The sequence below is a fragment of the Roseibacillus ishigakijimensis genome (assembly GCF_016595415.1).
In the GTDB taxonomy this organism is placed as follows: domain Bacteria; phylum Verrucomicrobiota; class Verrucomicrobiia; order Verrucomicrobiales; family Akkermansiaceae; genus Roseibacillus; species Roseibacillus ishigakijimensis.
In genome coordinates this window covers 1-1,469 of record NZ_JAENIO010000095.1, presented here as the reverse complement: position 1 = coordinate 1,469, position 1,469 = coordinate 1, and the positions used below count along the sequence as shown (strand labels likewise).

Genomic DNA, 1,469 nt, shown 5'->3' with positions numbered 1-1,469 from the left:
GGCAGTCAAGGGCAATTTGAAGTTCACTTCAAGATTTTTTCATTTTCTGAGACTTGTGGTGATGGTGAGTGTGGAAAGTCAGGACGATGCCCGAGGGGATGAAAAAGGAAGGCGGGGCTCCCCAGGGGGACGGGAGGGGGGAAGCCCCCGGCGGGGGTTGGGGGGCGAAAAACCAAACGTGGTCAAGCTGACTCAGCTTGGCGGGGTGCGGGGTGGCAACCCCGGGCTGATGCCCCGGCCACCCTTCCCCCTCTCGCAACTCTTTTCTTGAAACAGTGGATACAGGCTTCCATTCGCACTCGACCGCTCACACCGACTGTGCACGGGTTGATCCGTGTGTTTCTAAAAAGAGGCGGAACGTCACTCTGTTGATGACCGCCTCCCCAACGAATCCTCGCCCGGCCATGACAGCCTCCATCTATCCAGCCCCCAGCCCAGCGCAGCAAGATTTCGCGCCCGGAGAAGCTGTGCCCGAAAAGGGCGATTGCGGGCCCGAGAAAGAACCTTTCCCCCCTTCCAACCTCCACTCTTGCCCCCCATGCCGGTTCTTCCGCCCGGACCCGGCCGTCATCCCGCTCCGGCGCGAAGCCGAACGCGGGGCGTTCGCTTTCGCGGCTCCGGAAGGAAGGCCCCCAGCCTTCGTCCCCGCCCCTTGGGCCAGACAACACCTTGAGGAGCAACACCCCATCGAAAACGTATAGAGAGCCGCTCCTCCCCCATTCCTTCAAGGCTGGGCTCGTCCAACAACGGATAACTCAGAGGCTCGTTCCTCGCTCAGAGCTATCTTTGGAGTTCTGCTTGTTTCATTCGATCGGCTTTCGATGCTTAGCTAGGAGGTAGATGAGATTAGCTAAGTCGCGTCTCTGGTCTGCAGAGAGCGGTTTATCCGGATCTGGAGCAAGTAGCATCGCCTTTGCGTGCCTACCCGTAATCTTGTATTCCCTAACAACTGTGAGCTTGGCTTCTCGTCCGGCAATCAGGTCCGAGACTTCGTTACGGGTGCCGGAAGACTCTCTAATCAGAATGTCACTTCCATCGATAAAGTAGTCCACAACAATTGGTTGATTCTGAGCACCCCCGTTCCACACCGATCTCACGTGCCCTACCGATTCCCCGCTCGACTTGTAGAAATAATAATGGTGGCTTGATGCATCCTCCCCTTCTTCAGCTCGGTGAGTCCAACCAAGGTCAGCCAACACCACGAAAGGAAAGACAAGAACAAGCGCCAGTGTCAGAAGATGGGTTTTCATTTTCAGCAGAGATTATATGGTTGATGATTTGCCAGACCAGCACCTTTTCAAGGAAAAGTGGCGTGCCATTCGCGTCAGGTTAAGGCTGTGAGGCCTGATTCTATGGGGGATTTGCGGGTTCGTTGGTCTCTTTTGAGGTGCCGCGGATCAGGACTAAAATCTAACAATTCGAGGAATCTATTGGCTTGGAGGAGATGTTGAGCAAGCAGATCATAAAGT

The 1,469-nt window shown here is 55.5% G+C and carries 1 protein-coding gene; it reads right to left on the bottom strand.

Going from position 1 to position 1,469, the window contains the following annotated elements; genetic code table 11:
* Positions 1-803 precede the first annotated feature (803 nt).
* The gene (locus JIN78_RS16695; RefSeq protein ID WP_200393136.1) at positions 804-1,250 is read right to left on the bottom strand and encodes a hypothetical protein; all 447 of its coding nucleotides are present in this window, start codon (positions 1,248-1,250) and stop codon (positions 804-806) included.
* Positions 1,251-1,469: the final 219 nt, after the last annotated feature.